Source organism: Ruminococcus sporogenes (assembly GCF_054655175.1).
The window spans coordinates 487,047-512,006 of record NZ_BAAHOA010000003.1; the positions used below are offsets into that span (position 1 = coordinate 487,047).

The 24,960-nt window shown below is 42.6% G+C and carries 25 protein-coding genes and 2 pseudogenes; 25 read left to right on the top strand and 2 right to left on the bottom strand.

The window, feature by feature from the left end:
• Positions 1-9: 9 nt before the first annotated feature.
• The 6 genes from ACYQ0N_RS12560 to ACYQ0N_RS12585 all read left to right on the top strand — a co-directional run bounded on the left by ACYQ0N_RS12560 (position 10) and on the right by ACYQ0N_RS12585 (position 3,231).
• Positions 10-333, top strand: coding sequence for a DUF3852 domain-containing protein (locus ACYQ0N_RS12560; RefSeq protein ID WP_460162870.1), 324 nt, complete (start codon positions 10-12; stop codon positions 331-333).
• A gap of 122 nt (positions 334-455) precedes the next feature.
• Positions 456-698, top strand: coding sequence for a hypothetical protein (locus ACYQ0N_RS12565; protein ID WP_460162871.1), 243 nt, complete (start codon positions 456-458; stop codon positions 696-698).
• Between the two features lie 18 nt (positions 699-716).
• Complete coding sequence (locus ACYQ0N_RS12570) at positions 717-959, top strand: hypothetical protein (RefSeq protein ID WP_460162872.1); 243 nt, start codon at positions 717-719, stop codon at positions 957-959.
• Positions 960-1,031: 72 nt separating this feature from the next.
• On the top strand, positions 1,032-2,432 hold the full coding sequence (locus ACYQ0N_RS12575; protein WP_460162873.1) for a DUF3991 and toprim domain-containing protein: 1,401 nt from the start codon (positions 1,032-1,034) through the stop codon (positions 2,430-2,432).
• Between the two features lie 69 nt (positions 2,433-2,501).
• A complete protein-coding gene (locus tag ACYQ0N_RS12580) occupies positions 2,502-2,819 on the top strand; it encodes a hypothetical protein (RefSeq protein WP_460162874.1) in 318 nt (105 codons plus the stop codon).
• A 37-nt stretch (positions 2,820-2,856) separates the two neighbouring features.
• The gene (locus tag ACYQ0N_RS12585) at positions 2,857-3,231 is read left to right on the top strand and encodes a hypothetical protein (RefSeq protein WP_460162875.1); all 375 of its coding nucleotides are present in this window, start codon (positions 2,857-2,859) and stop codon (positions 3,229-3,231) included.
• Between the two features lie 148 nt (positions 3,232-3,379).
• On the opposite strand, the gene ACYQ0N_RS12590 is transcribed toward ACYQ0N_RS12585, so the two are convergent.
• Positions 3,380-3,544 (bottom strand): hypothetical protein, encoded by a 165-nt coding sequence (locus ACYQ0N_RS12590; RefSeq protein ID WP_460162876.1) that lies wholly within the window; start codon positions 3,542-3,544, stop codon positions 3,380-3,382.
• Between the two features lie 282 nt (positions 3,545-3,826).
• On the opposite strand from ACYQ0N_RS12590, the gene ACYQ0N_RS12595 reads away from it, so the two are divergent.
• The 6 genes and pseudogenes from ACYQ0N_RS12595 to ACYQ0N_RS12620 all read left to right on the top strand — a co-directional run bounded on the left by ACYQ0N_RS12595 (position 3,827) and on the right by ACYQ0N_RS12620 (position 9,790).
• A complete protein-coding gene (locus ACYQ0N_RS12595) occupies positions 3,827-5,668 on the top strand; it encodes a reverse transcriptase domain-containing protein (protein WP_460162877.1) in 1,842 nt (613 codons plus the stop codon).
• Positions 5,669-5,779: 111 nt separating this feature from the next.
• Positions 5,780-7,213: pseudogene (locus ACYQ0N_RS12600) on the top strand (type IV secretory system conjugative DNA transfer family protein); the annotation flags it as partial.
• A gap of 3 nt (positions 7,214-7,216) precedes the next feature.
• Entirely contained in the window at positions 7,217-7,474 is a 258-nt protein-coding gene (locus ACYQ0N_RS12605; RefSeq protein WP_124101270.1) for a helix-turn-helix domain-containing protein, read from the top strand.
• A gap of 265 nt (positions 7,475-7,739) precedes the next feature.
• The gene (locus tag ACYQ0N_RS12610; protein ID WP_460162878.1) at positions 7,740-8,657 is read left to right on the top strand and encodes a conjugal transfer protein TrbL family protein; all 918 of its coding nucleotides are present in this window, start codon (positions 7,740-7,742) and stop codon (positions 8,655-8,657) included.
• A gap of 17 nt (positions 8,658-8,674) precedes the next feature.
• The gene (locus ACYQ0N_RS12615; protein WP_460162879.1) at positions 8,675-8,938 is read left to right on the top strand and encodes a hypothetical protein; all 264 of its coding nucleotides are present in this window, start codon (positions 8,675-8,677) and stop codon (positions 8,936-8,938) included.
• 60 nt (positions 8,939-8,998) lie between these two features.
• Entirely contained in the window at positions 8,999-9,790 is a 792-nt protein-coding gene (locus tag ACYQ0N_RS12620) for a Fic family protein (RefSeq protein WP_460162880.1), read from the top strand.
• A gap of 82 nt (positions 9,791-9,872) precedes the next feature.
• Here ACYQ0N_RS12620 and ACYQ0N_RS12625 read toward each other — a convergent pair whose 3' ends face one another.
• Complete coding sequence (locus ACYQ0N_RS12625; protein ID WP_460162679.1) at positions 9,873-11,072, bottom strand: IS110 family RNA-guided transposase; 1,200 nt, start codon at positions 11,070-11,072, stop codon at positions 9,873-9,875.
• Positions 11,073-11,353: 281 nt separating this feature from the next.
• Here ACYQ0N_RS12625 and ACYQ0N_RS12630 point away from each other — a divergent pair, with 281 nt between their 5' ends.
• The 13 genes and pseudogenes from ACYQ0N_RS12630 to ACYQ0N_RS12690 all read left to right on the top strand — a co-directional run bounded on the left by ACYQ0N_RS12630 (position 11,354) and on the right by ACYQ0N_RS12690 (position 24,959).
• The gene (locus tag ACYQ0N_RS12630; RefSeq protein WP_460162881.1) at positions 11,354-11,941 is read left to right on the top strand and encodes a hypothetical protein; all 588 of its coding nucleotides are present in this window, start codon (positions 11,354-11,356) and stop codon (positions 11,939-11,941) included.
• On the top strand, positions 11,931-13,754 hold the full coding sequence (locus tag ACYQ0N_RS12635; protein WP_460162882.1) for a VirB4 family type IV secretion system protein: 1,824 nt from the start codon (positions 11,931-11,933) through the stop codon (positions 13,752-13,754). Before ACYQ0N_RS12630 ends, ACYQ0N_RS12635 begins: the two co-directional genes overlap by 11 nt.
• Before the next feature lie 62 nt (positions 13,755-13,816).
• A complete protein-coding gene (locus ACYQ0N_RS12640) occupies positions 13,817-15,070 on the top strand; it encodes a HipA domain-containing protein (protein WP_460162883.1) in 1,254 nt (417 codons plus the stop codon).
• A 21-nt stretch (positions 15,071-15,091) separates the two neighbouring features.
• Positions 15,092-15,467: pseudogene (locus ACYQ0N_RS12645) on the top strand (type VI secretion protein); the annotation flags it as partial.
• Positions 15,468-15,538: 71 nt separating this feature from the next.
• Positions 15,539-16,267: a Fic family protein gene (locus ACYQ0N_RS12650; protein WP_460162884.1), complete on the top strand. Its 729-nt coding sequence runs from the start codon at positions 15,539-15,541 to the stop codon at positions 16,265-16,267.
• Positions 16,268-16,551: 284 nt separating this feature from the next.
• Positions 16,552-16,893 carry a nucleotidyltransferase domain-containing protein gene (locus tag ACYQ0N_RS12655; RefSeq protein WP_460162885.1) on the top strand — a complete coding sequence of 114 codons (342 nt, stop codon included), beginning with the start codon at positions 16,552-16,554 and terminating at the stop codon, positions 16,891-16,893.
• Between the two features lie 222 nt (positions 16,894-17,115).
• Complete coding sequence (locus ACYQ0N_RS12660) at positions 17,116-18,690, top strand: hypothetical protein (protein ID WP_460162886.1); 1,575 nt, start codon at positions 17,116-17,118, stop codon at positions 18,688-18,690.
• Positions 18,687-19,844 carry an antirestriction protein ArdA gene (locus ACYQ0N_RS12665; RefSeq protein WP_460162887.1) on the top strand — a complete coding sequence of 386 codons (1,158 nt, stop codon included), beginning with the start codon at positions 18,687-18,689 and terminating at the stop codon, positions 19,842-19,844. The genes ACYQ0N_RS12660 and ACYQ0N_RS12665 overlap by 4 nt, the downstream gene beginning before the upstream one ends.
• Complete coding sequence (locus ACYQ0N_RS12670; protein ID WP_124101276.1) at positions 19,841-20,077, top strand: DUF6103 family protein; 237 nt, start codon at positions 19,841-19,843, stop codon at positions 20,075-20,077. The genes ACYQ0N_RS12665 and ACYQ0N_RS12670 overlap by 4 nt, the downstream gene beginning before the upstream one ends.
• A 29-nt stretch (positions 20,078-20,106) precedes the next feature.
• The gene (locus ACYQ0N_RS12675; RefSeq protein WP_124100713.1) at positions 20,107-20,373 is read left to right on the top strand and encodes a hypothetical protein; all 267 of its coding nucleotides are present in this window, start codon (positions 20,107-20,109) and stop codon (positions 20,371-20,373) included.
• Between the two features lie 348 nt (positions 20,374-20,721).
• Positions 20,722-21,126 carry a hypothetical protein gene (locus ACYQ0N_RS12680; RefSeq protein WP_460162888.1) on the top strand — a complete coding sequence of 135 codons (405 nt, stop codon included), beginning with the start codon at positions 20,722-20,724 and terminating at the stop codon, positions 21,124-21,126.
• A gap of 38 nt (positions 21,127-21,164) precedes the next feature.
• Positions 21,165-24,071 (top strand): MobP3 family relaxase, encoded by a 2,907-nt coding sequence (gene mobP3 / locus ACYQ0N_RS12685; RefSeq protein ID WP_460162939.1) that lies wholly within the window; start codon positions 21,165-21,167, stop codon positions 24,069-24,071.
• A gap of 195 nt (positions 24,072-24,266) precedes the next feature.
• The gene (locus tag ACYQ0N_RS12690) at positions 24,267-24,959 is read left to right on the top strand and encodes a hypothetical protein (protein WP_460162889.1); all 693 of its coding nucleotides are present in this window, start codon (positions 24,267-24,269) and stop codon (positions 24,957-24,959) included.
• The last annotated feature ends 1 nt before the right edge of the window (position 24,960 follow it).

Sequence of the window (24,960 nt, forward strand, 5' to 3'; positions counted from 1 at the left end):
GGAGGAAAAATGAAAAAGAAGACGCTTTTAATTTCCGTATGCCTGCTGACTGTATTCTGCTGTATAACGGCATACGCCGACGGAGATGTCGCAGGCGCTGTGCAGAGTACATGGTACTCTGCAAAAAGTCAGATAAAATCGATCGTTAACAACGTCGTATTCCCTGTGATAGACGTAGTTCTGGCAATTCTGCTCTTTGCCAAGCTTTCTTTGGCGTACATGGACTACCGCAAGCACGGTCAGTTCGAATGGACGGCTCCGGCAATAATTTTCGGCTGTCTGCTGTTTTCACTGACCGCTCCGCTTTACGTCTGGTCTATCGTCGGAATGTAAAAATGAAGGGAAAAGGTATAGCCGATATGCAATAAAAGCGGGAAAAAATGCCGCGGAAGATTGTTGGGTTATGATATAGCTATTTGGCGGATAGTGTGGTATTGTAGTGTCGGAGGTGAAAAATGGAGATCAGAAAAATATATGAAAGCTTTGCCGAGGACCTGGACATACCGCTGCGGGACAGCAGCGAATATAACCTTAAATATAATGAGCTGTCCGGGCTGATAAAACAGGTATCCGACAAGGAGCTGGCTAAAAAGCTGGAGGACGGAGTGCAGGAGTTAAGCGAAGCGGTATCGTCTGTATCGTCCGAGGCCGGAATAAAGCTCGGAGCGCAGTTGATAATTACGCTGCTAAAGGATTGACGATCGGAGGTGAAAGGGGTGGATATATCAGACGAGCTGTACGATAAATTTACACAGGAACTGGACCGGTCGCTGTACTTAAGCTCCGAGTACGGCGACGTCATAGACAGATTCAATAAGCTGTTTGATAAGTACGCTGATAAGGAAGGCGCTCAGAAATTAGACGAGTTGATCGGAGAGTTTGGAACAGTCGTAGCAAAAAATATCGGAATATCTGCGATGAAGCTCGGAGCAAAGCTTATAGTCTCTCTGCTGAGATGAACGCGTATAAAGAAAATCAAAAAATAAGGAAAGGCGGCCGCAGGGCTGCTTTTCTTTTTCAGGAGGTGGAAAATGCCGTATATCCCATTTACAGAAGAACAAAAAATTGCCGCGAACAGCGTAGATTTAGCTGATTTTCTGAGGCTGAGAGGAGAAAAGCTGGAATCGGCGGGGCGGGAACACAAGCTCGTTTACTACGACGGCAGCGGCAAGCACGACAGTATTACTATAAACGGATCAAGATGGTTCGACCATAAAAATCAGGTGGGCGGCGGAGCCGTAAGGTTCATGCGGTATTTTTACGGCATGGATTTTCAGACCGCGGTTCAGGAGCTGTTAGGTCGCACGGTTACTCCCCTGTCCCACAGTCCGCCTAAAGCGGCTGTGCGGGAGGAAAAACCGAAAGAATTCAAATTGCCCGAAGCCAATGAAAATATGCACAGAGTGTTCGCCTACCTCATAAAACAGCGGTTTATTGCTCCTGACATTATCTCGTACTTTGCAAAACGGCATACGCTTTATGAGGATAAGGAGCATCACAACGCCGTTTTTGTAGGAATTGATGAAAACGGGGTACCGCGACAGGCAAGCAAGCGTTCAACTAATTCTTTCGGAAAAACTTTCAGAATAACCTGCGGGGGTTCGGATACTCGGTACAGCTTTGCACACTTCGGCGAATCGGAAAAGCTGTTTGCGTTTGAGGCGCCCATAGACCTTTTATCGTATCTCACGCTGAATCCTCAGAACTGGCAGAAACACTCGTATATCGCCATGAACGGTGTGTATGAAAATGCCGTTTTAACGGCGTTAAAGAATCATTCAAACCTCAATGAAATTGTGCTTTGCGTAGATAACGATGAAGGAGGAATCGAAGCTGTTGATAGGTTAAAAGACATTCTTGGGGATAACGGATATACCGATGTAAAACGGCTTGCGCCAAAGTTCAAGGACTGGAACGAGGATTTGAAAGCGCAAAATGGTGCAGAACCGCTTCCTGCCGTGCCTCATAAGCGAAAGGAAAAATATCTGCGGCAGGCTGAGAATTTAGAGTATCTGAAATGCCGTCCGGATAAGCTGATCTCACGGATCTATGCGACATTCAAAAACGGACAATACAAGTATCTGGCTGAGTATGCTTTGGCAGGCTCGGCTTTTTTTATTGGGAAAAACAGCGAAAATTTGATGTTTGAAAAGTTAAAATTCAAGCTGAAAGATGAGTATAAACCCTATACCGACAAGGGCAAAAAAGCCGCTAAACAAAGAAATCTGCATGACTGTGTTAAGGCGGTAATGAAAGACTTACGGCAGACAGCCCGTACCCGTGAGCAGTCGGTACAGACTGCAAAATTGCTGTATCAGCTTGCGGACTGCGCGGTACGCTGTGAAACGGAACAGGAAATGTCCGCTTCTGTGATCTCGCAGGAAGAAGCGCAGGAAGAAATATCCGAGGCGATAAGCTTCGGGTTCGGATAGTTGTTTTTTGATAAAATGTGTGATATACTATTTGTCAAAGCAGTAAGCGTTAACGGCTAAGGAGTAATTATGTCAAGGAAAAATCACAAAATAACAGATGGCAGACTGCTTCGCACGGATAAAACTATGCGGCATTTAAAAGAAAAACAGATCGAGAAAATATCCTCATGGCTGAGGTCAGAGTATTTCAAAGCAGTCAATGAAAAACAGAGAAAGCCTACTAAATCGGAGATAGATGTAATAACGGATATAGTATATGAAAAAATCGAGAAAGCGCGGATATGGATACCATATTATGAAGTGCGGAAATTCATGATGTCTAAACAAACGAAGTTTTGGAATCAATGGTTAAAACAAAATAATCAGAATGAAAGTCACGGCGGTTAAATAACCGTTGTGACTTTTATTTTTTGGAGTGTTAAAAATGAGTCAGACTCAGATAATCGGAATTATAGTCATGCTTGCGGTGTTCGCAGTCATGATGATTTTAGCTTACTGTTCCAACAATTATTCCCTCAATGGAATAAAGAATAAAACTGTAGGAAACGGGCAGTACGGCACAGCGAGATTTGCAACAAAAGCAGAGGTAAAAAAGACATATACCAAAGTCCCATTTGAGCCTGAGAAATGGCGTAAGGGCGAGAGTTTACCGCACAGCTCCAACGGAGATGCTGTTCAGGGTACTGTAGTCGGCTGCAGAACAAAAGGAAAAAAGACTGTCGCGCTTGTAGACGAGGGCGACGTTCATACCATGATGATAGGCGCTGCGGGAGTGGGAAGTGCGTTCGTAAGAGCATAATAAATGCTCGTGGATAAGCAAAAATTCTGTCTTTGGCAAGACAGCAGTAAAAGTGTCTATAACCGAGAAATCGGTGTAAAAACTGTCATCGTTCAACTTATCTGAAAGGGAAACCTGACAGGGAGTATAGCATGTTGATGAGCCTGAGTCAGTCAAGATACCATGACTGCGACTGAGGGCGTGATGAAAGGTCAGATATGAGGGTAAATGTTTGATTACATGAACGATAGTCCAAGGTATTATAACCGGAATACAAACGCAAAGGAGAAATCCAAAGGGTATCTGTTACGTTTGTTGATACAGGAAGCCGCATAGTTTCCTCGTGCGGGTGTTCACGACACTCTGTATCAGCCGTCTGCAATAAGCAGAAAAGGACGAAAGTCGTACTCCGACGGTCTGACAAGCTGTGTTTTTGCTTATCTAAGCGAAGATTGCCTAAATCCGAACGCCTGAAAAAGGGCTATACGGGGCAGCCCGTTGAATATCGGACATGGCAACGGAGTTCCCATAGTAGTCCGAGACGTTAATGGCGTTCACATGGCGAAGGGGAACAGTTTGTCTTTTTAATACAAATGAAGAAAGGTGCGTGAGGCATTTGAGAAATCCAAATGACGTATTAAAGAGTTTACAGTCAAATGCGTGTAAAGAAAATTACAAATACAAACGTTTGTACAGAAATCTGTATAATGCGGAATTTTTTCTGAAAGCATATCAGAATATATACGCCAAAGAGGGAAATATGACCGCAGGAACAGACGGAAAGACAATAGACGGAATGGGAACGGAACGAATTCAGAAGATTATTGAAAGTCTGAAAAATCATTCATATCAGCCAAAGCCTGCAAGGCGAGAATATATCAGGAAGAAAAACAGCGATAAAAAGCGACCTCTTGGAATACCGTCCGCAGATGATAAGCTGGTGCAGGAGGTTGTCAGAATGCTTCTTGAAAGCATTTATGAGCCGACATTTTCAAAATTTTCACATGGATTCAGACCGAACAGAAGCTGTCATACAGCAATGATTCAGATAAAAGCAAACTTTACAGGCGTGACATGGTTTATTGAGGGAGACATAAAAGGATTTTTCGATAATATAGACCATCACACGCTGATAAACATTTTGCGTAAACGTATTCATGACGAATACTTTATCTCTCTGATATGGAAATTTCTGAAAGCGGGATATATAGAGGACTGGAAATATGTGCAGACATTCAGCGGTACTCCGCAGGGGTCTATCATAAGTCCGATATTGGCGAATATTTATCTGAACGAATTTGATAAGTATATGGAAAAATATATGTCCGAATTCAGACAAGGAAAACGCCGTAAAACGAATCCCGAATATATCAGATACCGAAATAAAGCGGTAAGACATCAGGTAAAGAAAATATCAGAGGATGAATGGAAATCAATGAGCAAGCCCGATAAAATAGCTATGTTAAAGGATTACAGAAAAACGAGAAACGCAATGCTGAAAATACCGCAGTCTGATTTAATGGACGATAATTACAAACGTCTGTTTTATGTCAGATACGCTGATGATTGGTTGTGCGGAGTAATCGGAAGCAAGAGCGACGCTGAAAAGATAAAGGCGGATATCAAAGAATATTTACTGGAAAATCTTAAGTTGTCTCTGTCGGAAGAAAAAACGCTTATAACCAACGGTCAGAAAAAAGCAAAGTTTCTCGGATACGAGGTGTTTGTTTCAAATGATACTGCCGTTCAAAAAACAGCAAGAGGTTTTACGCAGAGAGTACACTACAAAAATCTGATGATATATGTTCCGAGGGAAAAGTGGCAGAATAAGCTGATTGAACTTGGTGCTTTAAAGCTGAAATATCATAAAGGTCAGAATTACAAAGAAGTATTCGAGCCTGTTCACCGAACAAAGCTGATAAACTGCGATGATATTGAAATCGTTAAAAAGTACAATACCGAAATCAGAGGAATGTACAATTACTACAGAATTGCCGATAACGCAAGCGTGCTGAATAATTTTTACTATGTGATGAAATTCAGTATGCTAAAAACTTTTGCGGCAAAGTACAAAACCAATATCGGTAAAATACGCAATAAATACGGTCACCAACGATTCGGAGTAAAATATCAGACGAAAAGCGGCGGTGAAAATATTATGTATTTTTATGACGAGGGTTTTAAAAAGAATAAAACTGCAATTTTACAGTCAAGTGTGGATATTGTTCCGATTGATTACTCTGCAAACAGCAAAACAAGTCTTGTTGAGCGAATAAAGGCAAGGAAATGTGAAATATGCGGAAAAGAAAACGTTCCCATTGAAATCCACCATGTCAGAAAACTGAAAGACTTAAAAGGCAAAAGTTGGTGGGAAAGGTTTATGATAAGCAGACGAAGAAAAACAATGGCGCTTTGCAAAGAATGCCATGACAATTTACATGCAGGAAGATTAGATTAAACTTACAGACAAATGGAGAGCCGTATACACTGAGAGGTGTACGTACGGTTCGGAGGAGGGTTCTTGAAAACCTGCTGCGGTAACGCAGTAAGGCGTTGAGTTCCTATCCTACAGACGGCGTACTTTTTGTATCCGAATATCGAACTTGCCTGTGCAAGCGGAATGTCTTTTGTCAGCACAGACACAAAAGCAGACGTTGTTCGAAACTACGGAACTATCGCTTCGAAGTACTACGGCTACAACGTTTCCGTTATCGATCTCCGTAATCCTACACGAAGTGACGAGAACAATATGCTGCACCTTGTCAACAAATACATGGACGTTTATCTAAAGGACAAAAAAGATCTGTCCGCAAAGGCAAAGGCTGAAAAATACGCAAAGATCACAGCCAAAACCATTATCAGCATAGGCGGCGCCGATTCCTCCGCAATGGGTCAGAACGCGTTTTTCTACGACGCGGCTGAGGGACTTCTCGCTTCTGTCATTCTTTTGCTTGCTGAATTTGGGGATAAAAACGAAAGGCATATCGTTTCCGTGTTCAAGCTTATTCAGGACCTGTTAAAGCCTATAGAGAGCGGCGGAAAACAAAAGCCGAAAAACGGCTTCAAGGTATTGATGGAAAAGCTGCCTGACGAGCACAAGGCAAAATGGCTTGCAGGCTCCGCCCTTCATTCCGCGGATCAGGCGATGATGTCGATCATGTCCACGGCGCTGTCAAGACTTAACAGCTTTATCGACTCGGAAATGGAGCAGATTCTGTGCTTCGGCACGGCGATCGACGCGGAACGTTTTTGCTCCGAGAAATCGGCGATATTCATTATACTGCCGGAAGAGGATCAGTCGAAATATTTCATGGTTTCATTGCTGATCCAGCAGCTTTACAGGGAAATTCTTGTGATCGCCGATGAAAACGGAGGCAAGCTTAAAAACCGCGTTATGTTCTACTGCGATGAGTTCGGCACTTTTCCTAAAATAGAGGGAGCTGAAGCTATGTTTTCCGCAAGCCGTTCAAGACGGATAAGCATTGTTGCGATTATTCAGTCCTTTGCGCAGCTCGATAAGAATTACGGCAGAGAGGGACAGGAGATCATAACCGACAACACGCAGCTGACCATTTTCGGAGGTTTTGCCCCGAATTCACAGTCTGCGGAAATTCTGTCCAAATCATTGGGAGAACAGACGGTATTAAGCGGTTCTGTTTCGCACGGCAGAGATAAAAGCCAGTCGCTGCAGATGATCGGCAGACCGTTAATGACAACGGACGAGCTTAAAAGTATGCCCAAAGGACAGTTCATTGTTATGAAAACGGGAACTCACCCCATGATATCTCCCCTGAAGCTGTTTTTCAAGTGGGGTATCAGCTTTGAAGAACCGTACAGCCTTGAGGATAAAGGCTCAAGAACGGTCACATATATGAAAAAGGAGACTTTGACGCGGGCGGCGGAGCTTAAATACGCCAAAAAGAAAATCGAGGCTCCGGAGGATCAGGCGGTAAGCTATGAGGATATGCTGAGAAAAAAGCTGCCAAAGACGGGAGGCGCATAACGCTTGAGGTTTTCAAGAGAGATATACGAATACGATCTGCCTCACAGGGCGGTGGCTGTGTATATGTACCTGTCCAACCGCGCGGGAAGAAAAAAGAAGTGTTTTCCCTCCGTTAAAACTATATCGGAGGATCTGAGCGTTTCAAAGTCAACGGTATTCAGGGCGCTGAACGACTTGGAAAAAGCAGGGCTCATAGAACGCAGGGAAAGGTACAGGACAAGCGGCGGAAGAAGCTCGAACCTTTATCTTATTAAAAGTTGATTAAATGGAAAGCCGCTGTAGAACAGATCAGATATTACGTACAGCGGAATAATAAAAATAAGGAATACCGTCGGATAAATCCGGCGGTATTTTCATATATACGGAGGGTGAAAATGAATGCAAAGAGAAAACGGCGCGGAATATACAGGATATCTAAAAGGTATTCGCTGATACGGATACGCAGACGGCGCCGCTTTTACTGTTTTAAAAAATCATCAGAGGAAAAAATACGAACAGATCAGTTTGATCGGAAAGGAAAACGGCAATGTTTGAATGGATAGGCGACGCTGTGGAATGGGTAGGAGAAAAGCTGTTCGGGGTGGTGGAATCGGTAGGTTCGGCGATCTCCTCGGCTGTCTGGGACGTTATGCTTGAATGGATGTACGATACTATATACGGAGCGGTTGCCGATCTGTTCGGAATGATAAACGGAATGGGCGCGGGAATCTTTTCGCTTGCATGGGTGGAAGCCTTCCTTAAGCTTTTTTCTCTGTTCGGCTGGGCGCTGTTTGCAGTAGGGCTTGTTGTCGCTGCGTTTGATACGGCGATCGAATATCAGACGGGACGGGCGAATATTCAGGGAACGTGCCTTAACGTTCTTAAAGGCTTTATGGCTGTAATGATGTTTACTCAGCTTCCTGTGGAGCTGTATAAATTCTGCATAACGCTTCAGAGCACATTCTCAGGCGATCTTCTCGGCTCGTTTATAGGGGCGAACAAGGGCGATCTCGGAGCTACGGCGACAATAGTACTGCACTCTACGATAGGTTTATCAGGACTGCTTGGAATACTGACGGTTATCGCCCTTGCCTACTGCGTTTTAAAGCTGTTTTTTGCCAATATAAAAAGAGGCGGAATACTGCTGTGTCAGATCGCCGTGGGAAGTCTGTATATGTTTTCCGTTCCCAGAGGATACTCGGACGGCTTCAGCAGCTGGTGCAAGCAGATTTTCGCTTTGTGTCTGACTGCGTTTTTACAGACCAGTCTGCTGTTTTTGGGACTTCTTACATGGCAGACCAACAGGCTTTTAGGACTTGGAATAATGCTTTCGGCAAACGAGGTTCCGAGGATCGCTCAGCATTTCGGACTGGACACAAGCGTAAGAGTCAATATGACGAGCGTCTCCCACACTGTGAATACCGCCGTAAGGGCGGGTCAGTTCGTGGCGAAAAAGCTTGCGTGACAAAGAAAGGAGAAAGTATGAAAAAAACATATATCTATCCCCAGAACATGAAAGCCGGATCAAGGCTGTGGCTGTGGAGTATAAGGGATTTCCTTATTATCTGTCTCGGACTGATACTGTCCGTGGTTTTGCTGACTCAGCTCTGGACCTTTCTGCCCTTTGCGGTAACGGCTGTGTTTGCGTTTTTATCAATAAGACTTGAAGAAACCACGGTCATGGACTATATAGTCTGCGCCTTCCGCTTTTTTGTAACGGCGCAGCAGATATTTCTGTGGAAGTAAATTTTTTTATTGCTTATTGCCGTAATACATGGTATAATAAAAGCGAGGACGGTGAGCGCATTGAAATATGAAAGAATTACAGAATTAAAAGCGATATATCATGAAAGAAAGCGTCATATAGCAAAGGAAACGCTTGAAAGCTATTCAAGAGCTTTTTCGATAGAATATACTCATAACTCAACGGCAATCGAAGGCAATACGCTTACTATGATCGAAACGAAAGCCATTCTTGAGGACGGCTTGTCTGTGGGAGGAAAAACCCTCAGAGAAATCTATGAGGTAGTAAATCATGAAAAAGCTTTTAACTATGTATGTAAATGCATATCGGAGAACAAGGAGCTCAGTGAAAGCATAGTCAAGGATATTCATGCCGTTACAATGGAAAATATAATGACCGGAGGTATATACAGAAGCGTTGACGTGTATATATCCGGCACAGAGCATACTCCCCCGTCTCCCAATGAAATGTACAATCAAATCAAAATGTTTTACTGCGATCTGAAAAACAGGAAGGATTTAAACGACATAGAGCTTGCGGCATGGACTCATGCGGAATTTGTAAGGATACATCCTTTCACAGACGGAAACGGAAGAACGGCAAGACTTATTATGAATTATCAGCTGATGAAAAACGGATATCTTCCTGTTTCAATTGATAAAAGAAATCGTCTGGAATATTATGAAGCGCTTGAGGAATACGCCGTAAACCGAAATCTCTCGCCGTTTTCAGATATGATATTTTCACTTGAAACACAACGGCTTGAGAAACTGATTTCAATGGCTCAGGAAATTCATGAGGAAGAAACTGAGGAACAAGCTCAGGAATTAGGAATACAGAATAATATACTTTAAATGTAACGTCTGATTTGCATAAATCAGGCGTTTGTTATTTTGAAAGACCAGCTATAAAAAGTCAATACCCAAAATGAAAAAATCAAGATAAATTTTTAGGATTTTTCGTAGGGGTTGGCAAATAAGGTCTGTTCTCTTTGAGAATAACAAAAATAATATTACAAAGCTTGCGAGCAACACCTCCGACAGCAGTGAGATGGTGCTTGCCTCTGGCTCTGAGAGATTGATAATATTCAGATAAAACGGGGTCGCAGAAAGCGGCACGCTGTGCGGCAAGCCAGATAGCTCTGCGCAGATAAGGTGAACCACGCTTGGAGATTTTGTTTTTAGTTCCTGAAAACTCTCCCGATTGTTTAACGGTAACGTCAAGTCCTGCAAAGGCAACAAGCTGATTAGGACGTTCAAAGCGGTTGATATCGCCGATCTCACTGACGATGATTGCACCAAGAACATCACCGATACCGGTGATAGTGGTTATGTATTGATTGGTTTCGTGAAGAAGATTTGAAATCTGTTCTTCAAGCTCAGAAAGCTGATTTTCAAGGAAAACAACCTGCTGCATAAGCTGCTTGATCTGAAAAGAAAAAGCGTCTTTTGCAAAGGCGATACCAAAGGTGTTTTTAGCAGCAGCTTTGAGTTCTTCAGCCTTCTCTTTGCCAAATTTACCGTGACTTGCTTTGTTCAAAATGTTGGTAAGCTTTCTTGTGGAAATTGCAAGCATATCTTCAGGTGTTGGGCAGTTCAGAAGCAACTCGGTTGATGAGCTTCCGAATGTATCTGAAAACAGCTTGTCATACTCGGGGAATACTTGGTCAAGCAATGCAATTACACGTCTTTTGCAGTCGCCGCAGGCGTCCACAAGTGCAAGACGATAGCGTGAAAGCTGTCTTAATGCAATGATATTTTCCTCAGAAAGCGAGGTTGCGGAATATTCTCCGAAACGCATAATCTGAGCGATGATATATGAATCCTTAGAGTCGTTCTTGGTCTGACGAATATACATTTTTCTGAAAGCTTCGGACTGAATAGGGTTGATAACCTTGACAGTATATCCAAGCTCAAGGAAAAAAGCATATACGGAAAGCCAGTAGTGACCAGTTGCTTCCATTCCGATGATAACATCGTCAGGAGCAATTTCAAATTTTTCAAAAACAGCAAGGATTTTTCCACAGCCTTGCTTGTCGTTGGAGAAGGGGATGCTGTCAAGCAGAGTTTTGCCGTTTATGTCGATGACGGAAGCCTCGTGCTTGTATTTAGCGATGTCAATTCCGCAATAAAACATTGTGATACACCTCGTAAAATTTTGTTACAGCAAAGGTTATCCTCTGTATTTTACGGAAATACAACCTCGTTAGATATTCAGCACTTAAATGCTATCCAGCTCATTCGCATCTGTCCGTAAAGCAGAGGCGCTACTCTTTCAAAGGAAGCCTTGCTTCAAGGAAGCGAACAGCGCCCTCTGACTGTACAGATTTATTATCTCACATTTCTGTGTGATAAACAAGAGGTTTCATAGGGGTTCTCTTTAAATTACCCTTAAATTTATTATACGAGGAAGAAAAAATGAAAAACAAAAAATCAACGCAAAGCCTGTTCGGACTGAAAGGCTTCGGCAGATACGGACTGAAAACGGAAAAAGGAGAACTGTCCTTTTTCAGCGTTCAGCCAACCAATATATCCGTATTGTCAAATGAAAATATTGATACGAAGATACGCCGCCTTATGACGCTGCTGAGCATGATACCGGCGCTTGAAATAATCTGTCTTGACAGCTGCGAATGCTTCGACGGCAACAAGATCAATATCAGAAACAGGATAGACTGCGAAAAAAATCCCGCTGTCATAAAGCTGCTGGAACAGGACATGGAGTTTTTAGACGACATTCAGCTTGAAATGTCTACCGCAAGACAGTTTATGTTCTGCGTAAGAACAAAGGATAAAAAGGAATCGCAGATATTTCAGCAGATAAACCGCGCTTCCAAGATAATATCGGAGCATGGCTTTGACGTCAGAAGAATGAATAAGGAGGATATAAAGAGAATGCTGGCTATTTACTTTGACGTTTCTATGAACGGAGATAAAATCGAGGACGCGGAGGGAGAAAAATATATTGAGCCGATACAGGATAAGGAGAAGCCGTATGCTGTTTAAAAAAAGAGCGATGACTCCGGAACAGGCGGAGGAAATCAGAATACAGGAGTTTTTTGACCGCGTCGTTCCCGGCACGGTCCGTTTTTTTACCGACCATTTTATCTGCGGCAATTCGTATAAATGCGTGTGGGCGGTCAGAGAATGGCCGCCTACCACCGAAGAACAGGCTATCCTCGCCCATCTTGCCGACAGAAGCTCGGTTACTTTAAGAATATATAACCGCCTTGTGGACAGCGCCGAGCAAAGGCAGATAATTCAGCATGCCGCAAGAAGAAACAAGCTTATGTCGACTGTAAACGACGTAACGGAATCGATTGCCGCGGAAAGCAATTTACAGGACGTTGTTCAGCTTATTGCCGATATGCGCCGAAACAAGGAACCGCTGCTGCACTGCGCCGTGTTTATCGAACTGAAAGCGGTAAGCGAGGACAAGCTTAAGGAGCTTCAGTCGGATATACTAATGGAGCTTACGCGCTCAAAAATAACTGTCGACAGACTGATCCTCCGTCAGAAAGAAGGCATGCTCTCAGCTTTGCCGTTCGGATACAATGTGTTCGGCAGTCTGTATGAACGCGTTCTTCCGGCAAGCTCGGTCGCAAATCTCTATCCGCTGAATTACAGCGGAAAAACCGATGAAAAGGGCTTCTATATCGGAAAAGATAAGTTCGGAACAAACATTTTGGCGGACTTTGATAAGCGAAGCGACGACAAGACAAACGCAAACGTTCTCATTTTAGGAAACAGCGGTCAGGGAAAGTCGTACCTTATGAAGCTTTTGCTTACCAATATGAGGGAGAGCGGAAAAAGCATAATAATTTTAGACGCTGAACAGGAGTACAAGGAGCTGACGGAAAATCTGGGAGGAACCTATCTCGATTTCATGTCGGGAGAATATATGATAAATCCCCTTGAACCCAAAACCTTCGGAGAAGCTGAGCGTGACGGGCAGTCTCCGGAAGCGTTCAGAAGGGTAACAAGGCTAAGTCAGCACATATCATATTTAAAGGACTTTTTCAGAGCATACAAAGACTTTTCTGACAGCGAGATAGATACGATAGAAATTATGTTAATGAAATTGTATTCAAGATTCGGTATTGACGACCTCACTGATTTCAACAGGCTGAAGCCGGAGGATTATCCCACAATGACCGATCTTTATGAACTGACGGAAAAGGAATTCATGATTTTCGACGAGGAAAAGAAGCGTTTGTACACAGAGGAAATACTTCAGAACATCTGTCTGGGACTGCATTCTATGTGCAGAGGAGCTGAAGCAAAATATTTCAACGGGCATACTAACGTTAAGGATTCAAAGTTTCTGTGCTTCGGAGTAAAAGGTCTTATGGACACCAACAAAAGGCTTAAAGACGCTCTTTTGTTCAATATTCTGAGCTACATGTCAAATCAGCTTTTAGGCGAAGGGAACACCGCCGCGGCAATAGACGAGCTTTATTTATTCCTTTCAAATCTGACAGCCATCGAGTACATCAGAAACGCCATGAAAAGAGTGCGGAAAAAGGAATCTGCAATGGTGATCGCAAGCCAGAATATCGACGATTTCCTGCTGCCCGAGATCAGGGAGCTTACTAGACCGCTGTTTGCTATTCCTATCCATCAGTTTCTGTTCAACGCGGGCAACGTAGAACCAAGAGCGTATACCGATATGCTTCAATTAGAAATGTCGGAGTTTTCGCTCGTAAAATATCCCCAGCAGGGTCTGTGCCTTTATCGCTGCGGCAACGAAAGGTATCTGCTTCAGGTTCACGCGCCGGAGTACAAGGAAAAGCTGTTCGGCAATGCGGGAGGTAGATAGTTGAATTATTATAGTTTGTATGGTATACTATTATTGATAAACTCAGTATTGGAGTGAGAAAAGTGAAATGCGTATTAATGCATAAAAAAATACCGGCAGCATATCTTGAGCTTGACAGCGAAACCGGATATATATTAAAAATATATGAGGTCTGCAGACCGGAACATCTGCCCGTAGGCGTTGGCTTTAAAAAGGGTATTGCCGACAGAGCGGCATTAAACGAATGGTGGACTGACAGAGCAATTCCGGCAAGCCGTTCAGGTATACATGAAGCAATGGAAGTCCTTAAAATCCATGATACAAAAACGCTTTTAACACGCTGTTTCGGATTGAGTTTATCGGATCAATACTGGATAAAGCCCGATAAAAGCGATGTGAAATGGGAAGCTATCAACTTTTTTGACAACCCGTTTTCCGACGACATCGGCGACGTTCTGTTCGGGAACAGCAATAAAACAAATGGATTTGATTTCAGTTCTCCCGACAATACCTCGGACGGATGTTTGAAAAAAAGGTGGAAAATTATAGACGGAAAAAGGTGTCTTGTAAAAGGCGGCAGCAAACCGTTCCAACAGCAGCCGTTCAACGAGGCGATCGCGTCGCTGATTTGTCAAAGACTTGAGATACCTCATGTCGATTATTCCGTAATATGGAGCGGCGACGAGCCTTACAGCGTTTGCGAAGATTTCGTCAGTTGGGAAACTGAGCTTATAGGGGCATGGCGGGTGATCCAAACTCGGAAAAAGGATAACAGCGTCTCTGTTTACAGACATTATGTAAATTGCTGCGAGGCGTTGGGCGTAAAGAATATAGAGAGGTTTCTTGACCGCATGATCGTTCTGGACTATATCATAGCCAACGAGGACAGACATTTTAATAATTTCGGACTGCTGAGAAACGCTGAAACTCTGGAATGGATCGGCGCGGCCCCTATATTTGACAGCGGAACATCGCTGGGATATGACAGTCTGACGGTTCAGATAGCGAACAATAAGACGGCGCAGTGCAAACCGTTTAAGAAATCCCATATTGATCAGCTTAAGCTTGCTACGTCGTTTGAATGGGTGGACTTTGAAAAATTATACGGAATAGAGGATGACATAAAGGAGATATTGTCCTCAGAAAACGCGGAAAAATATATTGACGAGGAAAGAAAAAATGCAATCGCTCAATCCGTTGCGAACAGGATCGAGATCGTGCATAGAATGGCTGCTGTAATGGAAAATACCATCGTTGACGACATAAAAAACGATGTTGAAGAAAATATTGCAGAGGATTATTTGAAGGAAGTTGACGCGCATACCTTGGATATGTAACCATGTAATACAATTTTGAGAGCCGCATTGCCGGCTCTTTATTTGTTCTATTCAAATCTGACAGCCATCGAGTACATCAGAAACGCCATGAAAAGAGTGCGGAAAAAGGAATCTGCAATGGTGATCGTAAGCCGGAATATCGACGATTTCCTGCTGAGATCAGGGAGCTTACAAAAACGCTGTCTGCTATTCCTATCCATCAGTTTCTGTTCAACGCGGGCAACGTAGAACCAAGAGCGTATACCGATATGCTTCAATTAGAAATGTCAGAGTTTCGCTCGTAAAATATCCCCAACAGGGTCTGTGCCTTTATCGCTGCGGCAATGAGAGGTATCTGCTTCAGGTTCACGCGCCGGAGTACAAGGAAAAGCTGTTCGGCGTGGCGGGAGGAAGATAAATCTTAAGTACGCTTGTTTGCTTAAATTTAATGTGGTATAATCAGTACAAAAAGCTTCGGGAGGAATATTCATGGAAAATAAGTTCAGACTGACAGTTGAAGAAAATATATTTATAGCAAAACGAAATATCGTTGATTATATATGGAAATCAGCCAATCTTGAGGGTATCAATGTTACATTTCCTCAAACCTATGCCATTATTGAAAAATCGAAAGTATCAGGAGTAGATGTAGAGGATATTCTGAAAATTACGAATTTAAAACATGCGTGGCAAATGCTTTTCGATACAATAAACAAACCGTTGGATTTAGACTATATATGCCGGATACATGCGGAAGTTGCAAGAGATGACGCGCCTATGCGGGGGAAACTCAGAACAGGCGCTGTGTATATATCTGGAACTGACTACGTTCCCTCCGTACCTTCCGAAAAATCTGCAAACGCTATGCTTGAAGAACTGAAGAAAACAGAAAATCCTACCGAACGTGCAATAGAAACAATGTTCAGATTAATGAAAGCGCAGCTTTTCTGGGACGGAAATAAAAGAACGGCAATGCTTGCAGCCAATAAAATAATGATGCAGAACGGCTGCGGAATTATTTCAGTACCTAATGAATATCTGGAAGAATTCAATGAAATTCTCTGCGATTATTATACAAACGACACGCTTGAAAAAGCAATGAGGTTTGTATATGACAAATGCATAGACGGAATAGATTTCAGACTTCAGGAGCAGCCGGAAAAGGAAAAACGGCAAAGTGAAGAACCCGAAGAAAATCAGGGCATAGCAATGTCCTAACAGATAAATGTAACATAGAGCCGGATATGTGGCTGTGTTGATTTTAATATCTGTATAATATGGTCAGGCGAAATGTACCGCAGAGGCTTTAAATTTTATCTTTCAGAAAACGGAGTATGGATGACAAAACGCGTTCCGGTGCAGTTTATCTTTGATGATCTTAATTGAGCTGTAAATTCGGTTTGTATTTTTATCCGTTGAAAAAAGAAAGAAGAATTCATGTATAGCTTGATTCTTAGAGATAAATGTGATATGATTTAAACAGAACACGGAGGCGAATGTCAATGTATATTTTTCCGAAGCGTTGCGAAGGCGCTGATGAGCTCAAATACATTTTTCCATCTAAACAGAAAGCCGTTCAGAAGGCCATAGAACTTGCCATGAAGGACAGCAGAATAAAGAGATTAATTATATTCGGAAGCGCCATAACTATGAATTGCGGAACAAACAGCGATTTGGATATTGCTTTAGATGTTCCAAACATGAATTTTGATGAATTTACAAAACTTGCAAGACCGTTTTTTACTGAAATTCCTTCTGAAGTTGACATTATTCATTATAATGAAATTCGCAGTGAATTGCTGAAAACGGAAATAAATAGAGGAGTGTGTGTATATGCCGGATAGCAATGACTATTGCAGCCGTTTATCACATGCCGCAGGCAATTGAAAAAAATATTTAAAAGCATAATTATGAAAATAATATAAAGAAACAGTACATTACCCATAGTGCTGCGTTGTCGGATCTATTTTTATAATTCCAAGAAAAAACCGCATATAGCTCTAAAGGACGGCTGAAGTAAAACAGCCGTCCTTTTCATATATATACAAAGGAAAGAAGGGTTGCGTATGAGTATAACGGCAGCGGCGGTCAAAAAAGCCGCGGCGGTTTTGCTTCCCAAGAAAAAGGTAAGGAAAGCTATAGGCTTTGCCGCCGCTTTTTTAATAACGCTCGCTCTGCTTCCGGTAATGCTGCTGCTGGCTATGGGGCATCAGCTGACAAAGGCGGAGGATGAATACGGAAATATAGATTTCAGTCAGTTTATGCAAAGTCTGTCTCCGGAACAAAAGGAGCGTTTCTCACAGATGGAGGACGACGGCAAGGCTATTGAAAAGGAAATGGAAAAGCTCGGAATCAAGGATATGATCGTCAAAGCTCAGATAATATATCTCACATATTTTGACGACGTTCACAAGGATGAGGATTTTTTTGCGGAATACTGTTCGCTTTTCAAAGAGAACGATAATGAAAAGCTGATTGAAAATCTCAATAGCAAATATAATCTGAGCATTGATTACAGCGAATTTATGCGGTCGTATTCCGTGATAGTTAACGTCAGCATAAATCCGTATCTGTTTGTAAATTTTGATTTAAAGAACAACATAGACCTGTCGGTCTGGGCTGAAAACGCCTATGAAACTCAGTGGGGCTGTGTTCCCCATACCGACGGCAGTCTGCTGACAGATGAAAAATACAAGGCGCTAAAGGAAAAATATCCGCAGGATATCACCGCAGACTGCGACAAATGGCTGAGCCGGAGAACTGTTGATAATTACAATTTGCTGAGATCGTATCTATGGTACGACCACGAAAGCGGAACGATTTCCGAGGATAATTATCCGATCTCCGATATGACCGTTCAGGAGCTGTTCGATTCGGCGGACGTAAAAGGAAATATCGAGACTCTTCCTCAAACCAAGGGTATAGCTGTTTTAAAAGAGAATACGATAGGTATTTATGTGGGAAACGGTAATGCGATATATGCGAAATCTGCCGAGGACGGGATAGTAAAGGAGAATATCTCAGCCGGAGGCTGGACCTCGTGGTTTGAAATACCGTGGATACAGTACGGCGATGAAAAAAGCTTCGGCAATGAAATCAAATTTGAAGAATATGACGAAAAGAAGAAAAATAATCTGGGACTTGTTCAGTGGGCGATCCAGGCTCATGAAAACGGCTGGGGATATGTTTACGGAACCTACGGAAACGTTTTGACGGAGTCGCTTTTACAGGACAGAGCCGCTGTGTTCGGCAGCGAGGTCACAAGCTATATGGACTTTATACGTTCAAACTGGCTCGGCAAAAGGACGGCGGATTGCGTTGGGCTCATCAAGGGGTACGGCTGGTATGACAGCAAAAGCGGAGAAATAAAGGTCGGTTCTAACGGCATGGCTGATGTTGGAGCGAATGGAATGTTTGCTGCGGCGGAGGTCAAGGGCACGATAGATACCATACCGGAAGTACCCGGACTTGCCGTTTGGTCGGACGGTCACATCGGTATATATATCGGCAACGGCGAAGTGATCGAAGCCATGAATACGCTCCGAGGCGTTACAAGAACAAAGCTTGCAGGGCGCGAATGGACGCACTGGCTTCAGATTCCGTATATCAGTTACGTTCAAGAAAAGGAGAAAAATAAATGATAATATATTTTGAAAACAAACTATCAGCGAATTTACCCATGACAGCATTTGAATTACAGGACATTCTGGACAGACTAAGATTTGCAGATTCCGTGGTAGATTTCAGGATTTCCGAGCATGAAAATATGGACTTGCCAAAGAGCCTGTGCAGAGATTTTACTGCAGATATTTACAAGCTGAATCTGTTTGCGGAACGCTTTGAAAGGCTTGAATATCCTGAAAGAGCAGCGATGGAAAGTCTGTTGGCTTCAAACCCTGAGTGTGAATTTGAAGATATGCTTCTGATGACCTACGGTTTGGATTCTGTTTCCGTATGGCCGTGCAAAGATTACTATGAGCTCGGAGAAGCAATGATAGAAAACGATATGGTAGAAGAACTCAGAGAGCTGCCTGACGAATATATCGATCTGATCGACCGTGAAAAGATCGGCAGACTTGTTCACGGCAAAGATAATGGTATGTTCGTTCACGGTTATTATTGCGTACCGTCAAACTACGAAACGCCCGACATAAATATTGAATTTGGCAAGCCTGAGAACTGTTTTTTCCGTCTGCTGATTGCGCCGAAACCGACAGGCAGTGAATCCACCGAGCAGTTCGCGCAATGGCTTTCTTTGCCCTGCAATAAAGAAAATCTGAATGACATTGCTAATGATCTTGGTATAGGCAGAGTTCAGGACATGGTTTCCTATGATTTTCAATCTACATTGCCGCGGATCACAGTTGAAAGCTTCGATAACATGAATCATATTGAAGAACTGAACGCCCTGGCGGAAAAGCTTTCAACGCTCTCTCATGCTGACTTTGTCAAGCTGAAAGCAGTAATGAAAAGTCAGAAATTCACAGAAATATCCGACGCGGCAGAGTGTCTGAATTGTCTTGACAGTTACGGATTTGTCGGAAATATCTGCAGTGCAGACGAGTTCGGCAAAGAATATCTTTCGAGAAATCTGCCGACGAATTTTGATTTATCTTTGCTTGAGGAAATGGATTTACAGGATTTCGGCAATAAGATTCTGAACTGCAAAGGCGCTGTGAAAACCTCTTACGGAGTGGTATGCGGCAATAATATGGACCTGTTCTCTGCCCTGATCGTACAGCCGGAACAGGAAGAAGTACAGGAGTGTAATATGGAAACGGGGATGAGTCTATGAAAAAGTCGGTTGCAGTTTCAGTCAATGAAGAAAAATTGTCAGCAATAGAAATGTATTTAGAGCAGAAGAACACTACGCTTGCGGCGGAGCTTAATAAGTATGTGGATCAGTTATATCAGAAAAACGTGCCGCAGAATGTGAGAGATTTTATTGACATGATGTCGTCAAAGAAGCCTTCGGCAAAACGTGGGAAGCCCTCGCCTGCCGAATCAGAAAAGCAGTCTGAGCAGTAACTCCCCCCTAAACGTAAAGGAGATTTTGTATGAATTATAGAGGCTTATATATTTCAAAGTGCCGTGACACAGGCATTGAACGAGAGGACAAGAACGGCAATACGGTAACCGCAGAGGGCTGGTTTTATCAGGTTTTCACAGATGATTCGATGGCTGAGGAAATAGACAACTTCTGTGGAGCCGTAGGATATGAGCTGTCCGATGACAGTGAGGAAACCGCTGAGCAGTTCGCCCGTGAGGTCGTTGATATGGAAATAAAGGAATATCAGCGCTATAAAAACGAGCTTACAATGTGAGAGAACGTGATTTAACCGCCCTGTCGCCAACCGTGTGCCGTCGTGTGCGATTCTATAGGCACAGGCAGGGTAAGTTTACCCTTAAGGACAAGTAGGGCTGATTTAGGGCGTTTTGCGCAGAGTTTCAGAAAGGCGAAAATATATGTATGAGGTGAAATATTGTCTTGCAAGTTAAAACGTCGGGGTTGTAACCCCGACGCGGACACAGCGGACGGCAAAGCCGACCGCAATTTTGCGGGACTTGGGCAGTTTCATGGTAAGGGGTTGTAAATCCAGCCTTTCTGAAATTTAGGGGTTGTAACCGCAGAAAGCAAAGAAATTACGGCATATTTAAAGGAGTTGTAGCATATGAGTTTTGAGAATAAGGTCAAATTTGCTCTTTGGGCGTATCCTGAAACGCTAAAGAACGTAGAGGTTCATTACAAAAACGACAATTGCAGATCGCAAAGCGAGTTTATAGAGAAAGCAATTAAGTTCTACATCGGCTATCTCAGCGAGGAAGATAACATAAACTATCTCTCCCCTATGATAACCGAAACGGTCAAGGCGCAGATAAAGGGTACGGAGCAGCGGCTTTCAAGACTGCTTTTTAAAGTCGCCGTGGAGCTTGGAAAGCTGTCGCATATGACCGCCGCTGTAAACGAGGTTGACGATGATACGCTTAACAGTCTTCACGCTATGTGCGTAAACGAGGTGAGGAAAATAAACGGCATCATTGATTACGAGGACGCGGCTGAATATCAGAACAGCTGATACTTTAACGAATGGAGATGATATAACTGGCGAAAATAATCGTAACAAGCCGTTATTTAAAAAGCGGCAGCGGAAACAGAAAACAGCTTTACCGTTATGTAAAATACATCGCGACCCGCGAGGGTTCAGCGCCGATACCGAATACAAACGAACACGCTCCTGCCGCTAAAAAACAGCAGGAGCTGATTTTTTCTCTGCTAAAATGTTTCCCCGACGGCAAAGAGTTATTTGAATACGAGGACTACCAAAAGAATCCCACCGTCAAAAACGCTTCCGCTCTCATATCGGAAATACTTGACCGGAACATGGACCGCCTTACAAGCCGTAAAAACTATGTAAGCTATCTTGCTAACCGTCCGGGCGCTGTTAAATTCGGTAAGCATGGTTTGTTCTCGCAGTCGGACGAGCCTGTCGAGCTTGAAAAGACCGCAAAAGAAATAGCGGCTCACGGAGGAAACGTCTGGACTCATGTTGTTTCCCTGCGCAGGGACAGCGCTCAGGCGATGGGCTATGACAATTTAAAAGCGTGGCGGGACTTAGTCAAGCGGCAGATCGCTAATATTGCAAAGAGTCAGAAAATCGAAATGAAAAATCTCAGATGGTACGCCGCGTTTCATGATAAGAAAACCAATCCTCACGCGCATATAATCGTGTACTCCGCCAACGAGCGCGAGGGATTCCTCACCAACCGCGGAATAGAAAAAATACGAAGCGGCTTTGCAAACGATATCTATCAGGACGAGCTGCACCATTTATATCAGCGCCAGACCGACCTGCGAAATCTTCTGAAAAAAGAGTCGGCAGAGTTTATGCGTAGGATTGTAAATGATATTGCAGGAAACGCCTTTGAGGATACGGAGCTGATAAAGCTTGTTGGTAAACTTAACGATCAGCTTAAATCTATAACGGGCAAAAAAGTATACGGATATTTAAAGCCGGAGGTCAAGCAGACGGTCAACGCAATTTTTGCAAGGCTTGCGGAAAATGATTCTATTCAGAAAATGTATAAGCTGTGGTGTGAAATGGAGCAACAGAAGCACGACGTGTATTCGTCGGCAAAGCTTCAGTTTCCGACATTAGTTGATAATAAGGAATTTAAATCCGTCAAAAACATGATCGTTCAGACTGTGCTGGATATGAATAGTCCTGTTGTTGATATTGAGATTGAAGAACCGGAACTGACAGAAAAAACTGATAACGATGATATAACAGATATTCCTCCAATGTTTGATAATGCCAATATGGCTGACGGAGATTTTACTTGGAATGATAAAAATGCAGTGACATCTGATACTTACAAAACTCCGAAAAGCAAATACTATTTAAAATGGAGCAATGAATACAAGGAAGCCTGCAGGATCATCTATGACAAAAGCTCGAAGCCTGAAGATTTTAAAAAGGCTGAACAGCTTTTGCTGTCAGAATCAAATTCAGGAAATATACTGGCAATTCACGATTTAGGAAAGCTGTATTCCACAGATAAGCTCGGAGAAAAGAATGATGAAAAATCATTTTCATTTTACAGGGAAGCGCTTCATGCTTTTACGGTAATAGAACCGAACGCTGATTCCATGTTCCCCTATGAGCCGAGATACGAAGGTCAGAATATGAAGTCTGCGGATATGCGCTCTTACGTTTGGTACAGAATAGGCAAAATGCACTGCTACGGACTGGGAACGGAACAGAACTATGAAAAAGCGTTTGAATGGTTTTTAAAATCGGCTCAGGAAGGAAACAAATTTGCGCAATACAGTCTTGCTAACCTTTATTACTACGGCAACGGCGCGGAAAAGAACCTTAAGGAAGCCTTCGGCTGGTATATGAGATCGGCGAAACAGGGACAGCCTTATGCTTCATATGCTGTGGCTCAGATGTATAGCAAAGGCGAATATGTTGAACATGATGAAAAAACTGCTCAGAAATATTACAATCAGGCTCTTTCGGGATTTTTAAAGCTTGAAGCTGACGGTCAGGCGGACGATAACCTCTTTTACAAAATAGGGGCGATGTACAAAAACGGTTTTGGAACAGAGGCTGACATGAATAAGGCTATAGGTTATTTTAAACGTTCCGCAGAGCTGAACAACAAAAACGGGTTATATGAATACGGCAAGGCTCTGCTGCTCGGAGATAAAGATATACCAAAGGCTATGGATTTTCTTGAAAAAGCGGTAAGGCTCGGAAATCTGAATGCCAAGCGTTTTCTTGCGCTTGAATATATCAACGGAGAACATATTGAACAGGACATTGACAAGGGTATTGAAATGCTGACCGAATGCGCTGACGGCGGCGATCCCCTCTCCTGCTTTATGCTCGGCAAAATATATTTTAAGGGGGAATTTGTGAACAGGGATCTGAGCAGGGCTGAGAAATATCTGCTTATGGCAGATAAGGACAGCGGACACGCTTGCTATTACCTCGGAAAGCTTTATCAGGAAGAAGAAAAATATGACATTGACAAAGCTGTTGAATGGCTTGAAAAAGCGGTTACCTATGACGATATATCGGCGTATGCTTCGTATTCGTTAGCTAAAATACTTTTGGAAGATAACAAATATCATGATACACAAAAGGCAATAAAACTACTTGAACTATCTGCCGAAGAAAACAATTGGGCTTCGTTTCTGCTGGGAAGGCTTTATCTTTTCGGTACGGAGGATATTGAGAAAGATAAGGAAAAGGCAATGGAATGGCTTAACAGGTCGGCGGACGACGGAAACGTTTATGCTCAGACTTTTCTGAATGAAAACAGAAGCTTTGAAAACACAATGCTGGCAAATACGGTTTTAAGCTTGTTCATAAATCTCAGCAGATGTATTGAAGATGATTACAGAAGAAGATACAGATCGGTCAGGATGTCCGCAGACAAAAAGCTTAGGCGTATGATCAATGAAAAGAAACAGGCGCTGGGGATTAAGGAGGAACATGAGCAATATTTTGGCTAAATCTGCTAAAATTTTATTGCTATTTTTATGCAAATTATAGATTTTTAAAAAATTGCCAAGAATTATTAATTAAACTCTTGAATTATTATATATATTGTGCTAATATTTTAATTAATATAGGTATATTAAGTGATATTTTATAATACTTAATATGATATATAAATAATCTTAATAACTATATTAGATGGAGGTTCTATGAAAAGAAAACTTGTTTTAATTATGGCTGCTGTTATTTTAGCTTCGAATTCAACAGCCTGCAAAAATTCTGAAAACACATTATCGACCGATAATGATAAAAGCCGGAGTACACAAAGCAGTATTTCCGAATCGGTATCGGAAAGTACGGAAAGCGATACTCAGAGCAAAACTGAGGTTCAGTCGGAAATAAATGAGTACGACGGAACATTTAACGAGGATGTTTTTGATAAGATCGTCAGTAACGTTGTTATAGGCGATAAAACTTTTTCATTTCCATGCTCGCTGGATGATTTGGGTGATGGTTTTTCTTTTTGGGATGAAAGCATGATATATGAGGAGGAAACCGAACTTAGAAGCTGTGGATTGTTATATGACGGTAAATTGCTGGCTACGGTCACAATGCATTGTGCAGCAGACGATAATGATTATAGTGATAATGATATTATTTGTATAAGCTTTACTGCGAGTGCTTTTAAAAGGCAGGATACGATTGATAATATTTCAATAGGCGGAATAACCTTTGAGAGTACAGAAGCAGAAATAAATCAAATGTTTGGTGAACCGACAGACAATCATGAAGATTCAAGTCACTTTAGCTCATATTTATATTTAATTGATAAAAAGCGGCTGACTCTTTCTTTTAATTATGGGCATCTAAATATTATAGATCTTAATTTTGGAGGAAAATAAA

Excerpts from the sequence above, each read along its gene's own strand:
- ACYQ0N_RS12560 (WP_460162870.1), top strand. The coding sequence starts at position 10 with ATGAAAAAGAAGACGCTTTTAATTTCCGTATGCCTGCTGACTGTATTC.
- ACYQ0N_RS12565 (WP_460162871.1), top strand. The coding sequence starts at position 456 with ATGGAGATCAGAAAAATATATGAAAGCTTTGCCGAGGACCTGGACATA.
- ACYQ0N_RS12575 (WP_460162873.1), top strand. The coding sequence starts at position 1,032 with ATGCCGTATATCCCATTTACAGAAGAACAAAAAATTGCCGCGAACAGC.
- ACYQ0N_RS12580 (WP_460162874.1), top strand. The coding sequence starts at position 2,502 with ATGTCAAGGAAAAATCACAAAATAACAGATGGCAGACTGCTTCGCACG.
- ACYQ0N_RS12585 (WP_460162875.1), top strand. The coding sequence starts at position 2,857 with ATGAGTCAGACTCAGATAATCGGAATTATAGTCATGCTTGCGGTGTTC.
- ACYQ0N_RS12590 (WP_460162876.1), bottom strand. The coding sequence starts at position 3,544 with ATGCGGCTTCCTGTATCAACAAACGTAACAGATACCCTTTGGATTTCT.
- ACYQ0N_RS12610 (WP_460162878.1), top strand. The coding sequence starts at position 7,740 with ATGTTTGAATGGATAGGCGACGCTGTGGAATGGGTAGGAGAAAAGCTG.
- ACYQ0N_RS12615 (WP_460162879.1), top strand. The coding sequence starts at position 8,675 with ATGAAAAAAACATATATCTATCCCCAGAACATGAAAGCCGGATCAAGG.
- ACYQ0N_RS12625 (WP_460162679.1), bottom strand. The coding sequence starts at position 11,072 with ATGTTTTATTGCGGAATTGACATCGCTAAATACAAGCACGAGGCTTCC.
- ACYQ0N_RS12630 (WP_460162881.1), top strand. The coding sequence starts at position 11,354 with ATGAAAAACAAAAAATCAACGCAAAGCCTGTTCGGACTGAAAGGCTTC.
- ACYQ0N_RS12635 (WP_460162882.1), top strand. The coding sequence starts at position 11,931 with ATGCTGTTTAAAAAAAGAGCGATGACTCCGGAACAGGCGGAGGAAATC.
- ACYQ0N_RS12650 (WP_460162884.1), top strand. The coding sequence starts at position 15,539 with ATGGAAAATAAGTTCAGACTGACAGTTGAAGAAAATATATTTATAGCA.
- ACYQ0N_RS12655 (WP_460162885.1), top strand. The coding sequence starts at position 16,552 with ATGTATATTTTTCCGAAGCGTTGCGAAGGCGCTGATGAGCTCAAATAC.
- ACYQ0N_RS12660 (WP_460162886.1), top strand. The coding sequence starts at position 17,116 with ATGAGTATAACGGCAGCGGCGGTCAAAAAAGCCGCGGCGGTTTTGCTT.
- ACYQ0N_RS12665 (WP_460162887.1), top strand. The coding sequence starts at position 18,687 with ATGATAATATATTTTGAAAACAAACTATCAGCGAATTTACCCATGACA.
- ACYQ0N_RS12670 (WP_124101276.1), top strand. The coding sequence starts at position 19,841 with ATGAAAAAGTCGGTTGCAGTTTCAGTCAATGAAGAAAAATTGTCAGCA.
- ACYQ0N_RS12675 (WP_124100713.1), top strand. The coding sequence starts at position 20,107 with ATGAATTATAGAGGCTTATATATTTCAAAGTGCCGTGACACAGGCATT.
- ACYQ0N_RS12680 (WP_460162888.1), top strand. The coding sequence starts at position 20,722 with ATGAGTTTTGAGAATAAGGTCAAATTTGCTCTTTGGGCGTATCCTGAA.
- ACYQ0N_RS12690 (WP_460162889.1), top strand. The coding sequence starts at position 24,267 with ATGAAAAGAAAACTTGTTTTAATTATGGCTGCTGTTATTTTAGCTTCG.